The sequence below is a fragment of the Arenibaculum sp. genome (genome assembly GCF_035998295.1).
Taxonomy (GTDB): Bacteria; Pseudomonadota; Alphaproteobacteria; order Azospirillales; family Azospirillaceae; genus DASYHS01.
Genome location: NZ_DASYHS010000039.1, coordinates 1 through 9,553, shown reverse-complemented (window position 1 = coordinate 9,553; position 9,553 = coordinate 1). Strand labels below are relative to the sequence as shown.

The following is a 9,553-nucleotide window of genomic DNA, read 5'->3' as shown; positions in this document are numbered from 1 at the left end:
CACATTGTCCGCCGCCCGCGAGACCGGCCACGCCGCCATGTTCGAGCGCCTGGAGGCCTGGCTGTCCCACCTGGTCGAGCACTCCATCGCCAACGGCCAGACCGGCCACGCGCTGCGCGCGATCGACCGGCTGATGCAGCTGCACGGCATGAACGGCAAAGGCAACGGCCGCCTGCCCGCGATCGAGCCCGTCAAGCCCACCCCCGCCCCGATCCTCGACGACCTCGACCTGACCACGCTCCTGCCGTCGGTCGTCGCCGAACCCCAATTGAACCGCCGCGAGCGCCGCGCCCTCAGGTCGATGGCCCGCCGCAAGTAGAACTACCCCTCTCCCGTGCAACGGGAGAGGGAGGGGCCCGCACCGCAGGTGCGGGAGGGTGAGGGCTGCGCGCTCTCGCCCCAAAAGCCGTTTCCCGCCGCCCGACCCTCACCTTCCCACCGCTGACGCGGCGGGCCCCTCCCTCTCCCATTGCATGGGAGAGGGAATTTTCAACCATGCGTGCAGCCACCCCACCACACCTTCCGGCCCCACCCCCACAAACCCCCACGCTCATGCAAGGACCCGTGGGCGTGGCGATCTCAGACCCGCTGTCCGATGCCCGGCGGGATGATCCTCCAGATGGCGCAGGGGTTGCGCTGCGGGTCGAGCCAGACCTGCTGGTGCTTGCCGTACCAGGTATGCCGGCCGCCGGTGAACAGGTCCTCGACGTCGACATGGGCGTGGTCCGGCAGGCCCAGTTCCCACAGCGGGACCTCGATCGTTGCGCCGTGGGCGGCGTTGGGGTCCAGGTTGACGGCGACCAGGATCATGTTGTCCCGCTCGCGGGTCATCTTGCCGTAGAACAGGACGTTGTCGTCGAAGGCGTTGTAGAAGCGCAAATTGTCGTATTCCCAAAGCGCCGGGTTCTCCAGCCGGATCCGATTCACGCGCGCCACGTAGTCCCGGATGTTGCCGGGCCGCTCCCAGTCCCAGGCCTTGATCTCGTACTTCTCGGAGTTCAGGTACTCCTCCTTGCCCGGCACCGGCGTGCCCTCGCACAGCTCGAAGCCGCTGTAGATCCCGTAGACGCTCGACAGCGTCGAGGCGAGCATGAAGCGGGTCATGAACGCGGCCCGGCCGCCGGTCTGGAGGAACGGCGGGTTGATGTCGGGCGTATTGGCGAAGAAGTTGGCGCGCATGTACTCGCGCGGCTCCGCCTGGGTCAGTTCGGTCAGGTACTCCGTCAGTTCGGCCTTGGTGTTGCGCCAGGTGAAGTAGCTGTAGCTCTGGGTGAAGCCGAGCTTGGCGAGGCGCTTCATCAGCTTCGGCCGCGTGAACGCCTCGGCCAGGAAGAGCACCTCCGGGTCGCGGTCCTGCACCTCCCGGATCAGCCACTCCCAGAAGGGCAGCGGCTTGGTGTGGGGATTGTCGACGCGGAAGATCTTGACCCCGTGCCCCGCCCAGAACAGCACGATGTCGCGCAGCGCGAGCCAGATGTCCGGCTTGGCCTCGCGGTAGAAATGGACGTTGACGATGTCCTGGTACTTCTTGGGCGGGTTCTCGGCGTATTTGATCGTGCCGTCGGGCCGCCAGTCGAACCACTGCGGATGCTCGCGGATCCAGGGATGGTCCGGCGAGCACTGGATCGCGAAGTCGAGCGCCACCTCCAGCCCGTGCTCGCGCGCGGCCCGCACCAGCCGGGCGAAGTCGTCGAAGCTGCCGAGCTCGGGATGGATCGCGTCGTGCCCGCCCTCCTCCGAGCCGATCGCATAGGGGCTGCCGACGTCGCCGGCCTCGGGGGTCAGGGTGTTGTTCCTGCCCTTGCGGAAGGTCGTGCCGATCGGGTGGATCGGCGGGAAGTACAGCACGTCGAAATTCATCGAGGCGACGTAGGGCAGCTTGGCGATCACGTCGTCGAAGGTGCCGTGCCGGGCCGGGTCGTCGCTCATCGAACGGGGGAACAGTTCGTACCACGCCGCGAAGCGGGCCGCGGTGCGGTCGACGAAGACCTCCAGCTCCCGGTAGCGCGACAGGTTCACCCGCTCGCCGTGCCGGCGCATCGCCAGGTGGAGATCGTCCGACAGCAGCGCGCGGGTCAGGGCCGCCTCGTCCTCGATCTCCTCCAGCCGCTCGTGGAAGACGCGCAGGATCGCCCGGCCCGCCTCGTCGCTGGTGCAGCGCACGGACCGCTCGACGAGGTTGCGCCCCTCGATCAGCTCCAGCGAGACCGGCTGCCCGGCCGCCTGCTTCTTCAGGAAGTCGCTGCGCCAATGCTCGAACAGGTCGCGCCAGGCCTCGATCGTGTAGAGATAGCGCCCGTTGCGGGCCAGCGCGACGCGGCCGACCCAGCGGTCGTTGTCGTGGAACTCGAGGGGGGCCTCGTGCCAGACGGTGTCGCCCAGCGGCCGGTACCGTATGCAGGCGTTGATCTTCTCGTGCCCGTCGGCGAACACGTCCGCCCACACCTCGAGCACGTCGCCGACCTCGCGCTTGATCGGGAAGCGGCCGCCGTCGAGCTCGGGGAACACGGCCTCGATCGCGACGCGGCTGGAGGCCAGCCGCTCCAGGTTGTCGAGCGAGGCCTCGCGGCCGGGCGGAGAGGCGGCTTCGGCCACCGCCGACGCCCGGTCCCGGCCGCGGAAGATGCGCATTTCCAGCGGCTCCAGCGACAGCATCTGGCCGGGCAGGAACGGGCGGGGAGCGAGCTGCGGTGTCGCGTCCGAGAAGCCGTCGTACCGGCCGCCGGTCGCGGTCAGCAGCGGGCCCGGGTCGACGAAATGGGACCGGATCTCGTCCGGATTGACGACCACGACGACCGCGTCGTTGCCGTCCGGGCTCCAGCGGGCCAGGCCCATCACCGGGGAATGGGGCGACGTGACGCGGCGCTGCGGCCCTTCGGCGTTGAGCGCCGGGATCGACGCCTTCATCGTGTTGACGTCGGCGATGAACTGGGTCAGGTCGACCTTCGGCTCCTCCCAGTCGGAGGGGCGCGTGCGCACGACGTCGAGGCGGCCGGTGAAGCCGTATTCATAGCCGATCGGCATCATGACGCCGGTCGAGAAGCAGGCCGAGAACAGGTAGCGCATCTTCAGGAGGGCGGCCAGCCGTCGGCTGTCCTGGCTGCCGAGCTCGGCGGCCAGGCGTTCGGTGTCGTGGCTTTCGGGAAAGGCGATCGAGGGCGCGATCCTGCGGAAGCGCTCGTACTGGTCGAGCAGCCAGTCCTCCCGGAAATCCCACCATTTGGCGCTGTTGAACAGGAAGTCGAAGCCGGCGTCCCTCAGCGCCTCGACCTGCTCCACCGTGCAGCCCAGCGTCTCGGCGAAGAACTGGCACTCGGGATCGACCTCGCGCGCCGCCCGGATCAGCTCGCGCCACACGCCCGCCGGGACCTGGTAGGCGGCGTCGCAGCGGAACCCCTGGACGCCCAGGCCGACATAGTGCCGGACATAGTCCGACCAGTAGCGCACCAGCCCTTCGCGGGCACCGGGGTCGTCGTAGTCCAGTTCCGCGAGGTCGCCCCAGACCGTGACCTTGGACGGGTCGACCGGGTCCACCGCGCGCGGGCTGCGGATGCTGCCGTCGGGCTCGCGCAGGAACCAGTTCGGCTGGCGCTCGACCAGGACGGAATCCTTGGAGGTGTGGTTCACCACCAGGTCGAGCATGACCCGGAGCCCCCGTTCCCCGGCTTCGGCCAGGAACCCGCGCAGCAGGTCGTCCGGGCTCTCCGGGGCGCCGCCCTGGAACAGATCGTGCAGCCGGTACGGGTCCTTGACCGCGTAGAGGCTGCCGGAGAAGCCGGGATAGTGGATCGGGTTCAAGAACACCCAATCGAAAGCCATCGCGGAAATCCGCGGGAGGTGCCCCTTCCAGTCCTGGACCGATCCGGCCAGCAGAGGAAAAAGGTTGTAGATCCGGGGTCCAGCCTGCACGACGCGCCTCTCCGGTTGATTCTGGCGGTTGGGCGGGCTTCCATCAGACGGCATCCCGCGCGGTCTGCCCGCTCGGCACCCGCTTAACCCCTCATCCCCTCCGGGGGTTCCGAACCATCGAGCCCGTGAAGGTACCCCATGGCTGGAATCGAGACCAAGGCGAACGCGCCCCGCCTCGCCGACATCGACCTGCGCGTGCCGCCGGCGCGCGACAAGGCAGCGGCCCGCAAGCGCCTGGAGGTGCTGCAGAAACGGCTGCTGCGGATACAGCAGACCTACTGGCACGAACGGCGCCGGGCGATCCTGGTCTTCGAGGGCTGGGACGCGTCCGGCAAGGGCGGCGCGATCCGGCGCGTCACAGAGCTTCTCGACCCCCGGGGCTTCCACGTCTGGCCGATCGCAGCACCCAGCGCTTCGGAACAGGGGCGGCACTACCTGTGGCGGTTCTGGCAGCGGCTGCCCGAACCCGGCACCTTCGCGATCTTCGACCGGAGCTGGTACGGCCGCGTCCTGGTCGAGCGGGTCCAGGGCTTCGCACGGCCCGAAGAATGGCGGCGCGCCTATGACGAGATCAACGAGTTCGAGCGCCTGCTCGTCGACGACGGCGCGCGCTTCGTGAAGATGTTCCTGCACGTCTCCCCCCAGGAGCAGCTCGAACGCTTCCGCAGCCGCCTGCTCGACCCGACCAAGCGCTGGAAGCTGACCGAGGAGGACCTGCGCAACCGCGAGCGCCGCGCCGACTACGCCGAGGCGATCGACGAGATGTTCGCGCGCACCTCGACCGACCTCGCCCCCTGGCACGCGGTCGCCGCCGAAAGCAAGCACCACGCCCGGGTGCGCGTGCTGGAGATCGTGACCGAGACGCTGGAGCGCGGCGTCGAGGTGACGCCGCCGCCGATCGACCCTGCGGTCCGGGCCGCCGCGGAGGAACTGCTCGGCCGCAGGGCGGGAGGATGAGGGCTCAGGCGCCCGCCGCGAACACCAGGGTCCTGGAGACCGGCCATTCCAGGCACGACCGGCGGTCGGCGCCGGCCCCGAAGCGCGCGTCCGACTGGCCGAGCGCGCGGATCTCGACCTCGCCCGCGGTGCGGAACCGGTACTCGGTCGTCACTCCCGCGAAGGTCTCGCCGACGAGCCGCGCCTCGACGCGGTTGCGATCGCCGCGCGGCGCTCCAGCGTCATCGACCCGCACCACCTCGGGCCGGAAGCCCGCCTCCACCGGCTGCCCGGCCCCCAGGCCGGGTACCGCCGGCGCGACGATGACGCCGGCCGCGGTCTCGACACGGCAGACCCCGCCGCCCTGGTCGAGGACGCGGCCGGGGAGATAGTTCATGCGCCCGATGAAGTCGGCGACGTAGCGCGTGCGCGGCGCCTCGTAGATCTCGCGGGCGGAGCCGACCTGCTCGATCCGTCCGGCGCGCATCACCGCGACCCGGTCGGCGACCGTCAACGCCTCCTCCTGGTCGTGGGTCACCAGCAGGGAGGTGATGCCGGTCTGCTTGACGACGTTACGGATCTCGGTGCGCATCACGTCGCGAAGCTGGCGGTCCAGGGCCGACAGCGGCTCGTCCAGCAGCAGCACCAGCGGCTCGACGACCAGGGTGCGCGCGAGCGCTACCCGCTGCTGCTGCCCGCCGGAGATCTGGTCGGGATAGGAGTCCGCGAGCGCCGCGATGTGCAGCATGTCGAGGACGCGCCGGATGCGCTCCCCGTGCCGGTGCCGGGGCACGCCGTGCATGGCCAGGCCGAAGCGGACGTTCTCGGTCACGGTCATGTGCGGGAACAGGGCGTAGCTCTGGAACACCATGCCGACGTTGCGGCGGTGCGGGGCCAGGCCGTCGACGCGCCGCTCGCCGAACCGGATCTCGCCGTCGTCGATCCGCTGGAGGCCGGCGACCGCCTTCAGCGTCGTCGTCTTGCCGCAGCCGCTGGCGCCCAGCAGGGCCAGGATCTCGCCAGGCTCGATCGCCAGCGTCAGGTCGTCGACGGCCGTGAAGTCGCCGTAGCGGATGCTGATCCGGTCCAGGCGGATCCTGGTGCCGGTCCCGGCTCCTGCCATTACGGTCGCTGCGGTCATTTCGTCACCCGTTCGAGGCCGAGCAGCCGGTCCGTGACCCAGACGATCACCATCGCGCCGACCATCAGCAGGGTCGAAAGGGCGGCGATCGTCGGGTCGTGCTCGGTCCGGATGTACTGGAAGATGGCGACCGGCAGCGTCTGCTGGGTGGACACCAGGAAGAACGTCGCCGTGAAATTGTGGAAGGACATCACCAGCGCGAAGACCAGCGCCCCCGCCAGCCCCTTGGCGATGGTCGGCAGCGTCACCCGCACGAACGCCTGGACGGGGTTGGCGCCCAGCAGCATCGCCGCATGCTCCAGGTTGACGTCGGTGCGCTGGAGGTTCGCGACCAGGATCCTGACCACGAAGGGCAGCACGACAAGGCAGTGCAGGAGGAGGATCGCGCCGTTGCCGGACAGCCAGCGCACGCTCTGCAGCCAGATCAGCAGGGACAGGCCGATCACCACCTCCGGCACGACCAGCGGCGCCATCACCAGCGACAGGACCAGCCCCCGCCCGACGAAGCGGTAGCGCACGACCGCGAGCGCCGTCATCGTGCCGGCGACCAGCCCGATCATCGAGCTGGCCGCGGCGAGCCACAGGCTCATCACGAGGCCGCTGCCGAAGACCGGCGTGTCGAAGACGTTGCGGTACCAGCGCAGCGACCATTGCTCCGGCGGGAAGGCGAAGCTGGAGGTCGCGTTGAAGGAGGTCACGACGATCGTGACCACCGGCAGCGCCAGCAGGCCCAGGACCAGCCATGCCGCGAGGCGCAGCATCATCGCCCCTCCTCCCGGACGCCGAACCGGCGGCCCATGCGGTCGAACAGGCCGTTGACGCCGACCAGCAGGACCATGCTGACGAAGAACAGGATCATCGCGGCCGCGGCACCCAGCGGCAGGTTGAACAGGTTGATCGCCTGCTCGTAGATGAAGGTCGCCACCATCTCGACGAAGCCGCCGCCCAGCAGCGCCGGCGTGACGAACGAGTTCAGCGACAGCAGGAAGACGATGATGCCGCCCGAGACGATCCCCGGGACGCTGAGCGGCAGGGTGACATGCCAGAACACCCGCGGCGGCGAGGCGCCGAGCAGGGCGGCGGCCTCCGGCAGCCGGGGGTCGAGGCGGGCCAGCACGCCGTTGATCGCGAGGATCATGAACGGCAGGCTGGCGCTCACGAGGCCGACGAAAACGCCGAAGTCGTTGTACATCAGCGACAGCGGCCGGTCGACGGCGCCGCTCCAGACCAGGAGGCGGTTCACGATCCCGGTCTTTCCCAGCACCAGGATCAGGCCGAACATGCGCAGCACGTAGTCGCTGAAGAAGACGACCGCGAGGAAGGCCATGATCGCCCGACGCATCGGACGCCCGACCCGCTCCATGTAGTAGGCGACCGGATATCCCAGCACCGCGGCCGCCAGCGTCGCGGCCCCGGCCAGCCAGGCCGAATGCGTGAAGTGGTCGAGATAGTGCGGCGACGTCGCGATGCGGGCGTACTGGGCCAGCGAGGGAACCTGTCCCTGCGCGCCCTCCAGGCTGCGCAGGGACAGGACCAGCAGGGCGCCGACCAGCCCGGCGACGAGGAGGAGTGCGGGCAGGACCAGCAGGTAGGGCACCGGGTTCGGCCGCCGCCCGGGCCGGCGCCGGACCGTGTCGCCGGCCGGCCCGGGAAGCGCCTGGTCGAGGGTCATCGCCGCCGGTCCCCGCCGCTCACCGCCCCTGGATCACCCGGTCCCAGCGCTCGGCCCAGTCGGGCAGCACCTTGGTGATCGCGACCTCGTCCGGGTAGCGCAGGCGCTCGGGCGGCGGCGCGAAGGGGGCCAGCTCCTCCGGGATCGCGGCCTGGGTGTTGGCCGGGATGACCAGGACCCGGCGGGCCAGCTCCTCCTGGGCCTGCTTGGAGATCGCGAAGTCGATGAACTTCACGGCCGCCTCGGTGTTCGGCCCCTTCAGCAGGGCGAAGTTGTTGAAGTTCGCCGGCACGAAGGGCTCCGGCGCCACGAACTCGAACTGCGGGCCGGCCTCGCGGATCTGGACGAAGTTCCCGGGCGGCATCATGGCCGCGACGTCGACCTCGCCGGAGGTGAGGAACTTGATCGCCTCGGGGTCGGATTTGGAGATGATCCCGATGTTCGGCTTGAGTTGGGCCGCCACCTCGAAGGCCGGGTCGATGTTGTCGACATCGCCGCCGCCGAGCCAGCCGAGCAGCAGGATGAACTTGCCGCCGTAGCCCGTCGCATGCGGGATGCCGACCTGTCCGGCGAGCCGCTCGTCCAGCAGGTCCGACCACTTGGTGATCGGGAACGGCACCGTCTCCTTGTTGTAGGCGACGCCGTAGATCGTGTTCCAGACGCCGACATACTTGTCGCCGATCAGCGCGTCCGGCAGGTGCTCGGCATTGGTCAGCTTGCCGCGCGGGATGGTCTCCAGGATGCCGGCCTCGTCGGCGAGCGCCGTCGGCGTCATGCCGGTGATCCAGAGGTCGACGTCCATGCGGTCCTTCTGCGCGACCAGCTTGGCCAGCGCGTCCATCATGCTGCCCTGGGGGCGCAGCTCGACCTGGATGCCGGTCTCCTTCTCGAACGGCTCGAACCACGCCTCCTTCATGGCGTCGCCCCAGGTGCCGCCCCAGCTCTGGAGCACGATCTTCTGCTGCGCCTCGGCGCCGCCGATCCCCGCCAGCAGCGCGGCGGCGGCCAGCAGCACGCTCCTTGCCTTGACCATCATGACTGTCGCTCCCTCGTGAGACGGCCCGTCGGGCCGGTTACCCTCGGATCTCGCGGCGATCGCGCGAGCAGATGTCCGCGATCACGCAGGCATAGGCCCTCGCCGCGCGCACCAGGTCGGCGACCTCGCAACGCTCGTCGGGCCGGCTCAGGTAGCGTCCCGTCGGGCCATAGATGATGCCGGGCATGCCGGCGGCCCCCATCCAGGACGCGTCCGAGGCGGCGAAGCGCAGCACCTCGGACCACGTGGCGTCGGTGCCGTTGACCTCCCGGTGCGCGCGCGCCACCGACCGGACGACCTCGGAGTCGCGGGGCGCGTCGAAGGGCAGCGGGAAGGTGTCGTCGGTGAAGTCGATCTCGTAGCGCAGCTCCGGAAGCTCCGCGCGCAGGCCGTCGAGCAGCCGCTCCAGATCGGCCCGCACCGTCTCCTTCGTCATTCCCGGCACGGTGCGGACGTCGACGGTGATCGAGCAGAAGTCCGGGAACAGCGCGGGACGCGTGGTATTGAACTCCCGGGAAATCCCGGCGCGCATGCTGCCGACATTGAGCTGGGGCAGCCCCTCGAAGCCGGGCCGCGGCTCGAAGCTGAGCCAGCCGCCCTCTCCGAGCCGGGGCTGCGGCCGGTGGCTGCCGCCAAGCGCCAGGACGACGCGCGACGCCATCTCCGCCGCGTTGGCACCCTTGGCGCCCGCGACCTCGACCGTCGCGAAGTGCTTCATCCGGCCGAGCACGTTGATCCGCAGCACCATGGAGGCGGCATGGCTCGTCGCCAGCTCCAGCTCGGTCGGCTCGCCCAGCACGAAACAGTCCGCCGCCAGCCCCTCGGCCAGCGCGTGCCGGGTTCCGGCCCCGCCGCGCAG

General features: G+C 69.9%; 8 protein-coding genes. 2 read left to right on the top strand and 6 right to left on the bottom strand.

From position 1 onward, the window contains the following. Nucleotides 1-319, top strand: a 319-nt coding sequence (locus tag VGO20_RS04040; RefSeq protein ID WP_327501008.1) for a hypothetical protein, incomplete at its 5' end; no start/stop codon positions are given. Between the two features lie 260 nt (nt 320-579). Here the strand turns inward: VGO20_RS04040 and VGO20_RS04035 are convergent. After that, nucleotides 580-3,819 (bottom strand): maltotransferase domain-containing protein, encoded by a 3,240-nt coding sequence (locus tag VGO20_RS04035; RefSeq protein ID WP_414639774.1) that lies wholly within the window; start codon nt 3,817-3,819, stop codon nt 580-582. 228 nt (nt 3,820-4,047) lie between these two features. Between VGO20_RS04035 and VGO20_RS04030 the strand changes: the two genes are divergently transcribed. Beyond that, complete coding sequence (locus VGO20_RS04030) at nt 4,048-4,866, top strand: polyphosphate kinase 2 family protein (protein WP_327501006.1); 819 nt, start codon at nt 4,048-4,050, stop codon at nt 4,864-4,866. 4 nt (nt 4,867-4,870) lie between these two features. On the opposite strand, the gene VGO20_RS04025 is transcribed toward VGO20_RS04030, so the two are convergent. The 5 genes from VGO20_RS04025 to VGO20_RS04005 form a co-directional block, all read right to left on the bottom strand. After that, complete coding sequence (locus tag VGO20_RS04025; protein ID WP_327501005.1) at nt 4,871-5,986, bottom strand: ABC transporter ATP-binding protein; 1,116 nt, start codon at nt 5,984-5,986, stop codon at nt 4,871-4,873. Next, complete coding sequence (locus tag VGO20_RS04020) at nt 5,983-6,750, bottom strand: ABC transporter permease (RefSeq protein ID WP_327501004.1); 768 nt, start codon at nt 6,748-6,750, stop codon at nt 5,983-5,985. Before VGO20_RS04020 ends, VGO20_RS04025 begins: the two co-directional genes overlap by 4 nt. Further along, a complete protein-coding gene (locus tag VGO20_RS04015) occupies nt 6,747-7,658 on the bottom strand; it encodes an ABC transporter permease (RefSeq protein ID WP_327501003.1) in 912 nt (303 codons plus the stop codon). The genes VGO20_RS04020 and VGO20_RS04015 overlap by 4 nt, the downstream gene beginning before the upstream one ends. 19 nt (nt 7,659-7,677) lie before the next feature. Beyond that, nucleotides 7,678-8,694, bottom strand: a complete 1,017-nt coding sequence (locus VGO20_RS04010) for an ABC transporter substrate-binding protein (RefSeq protein ID WP_327501002.1) — start codon at nt 8,692-8,694, stop codon at nt 7,678-7,680. A gap of 37 nt (nt 8,695-8,731) precedes the next feature. Next, a partial coding sequence (locus VGO20_RS04005; RefSeq protein WP_327501001.1) for a M20 family metallopeptidase occupies nt 8,732-9,553 on the bottom strand: 822 nt, incomplete at its 5' end.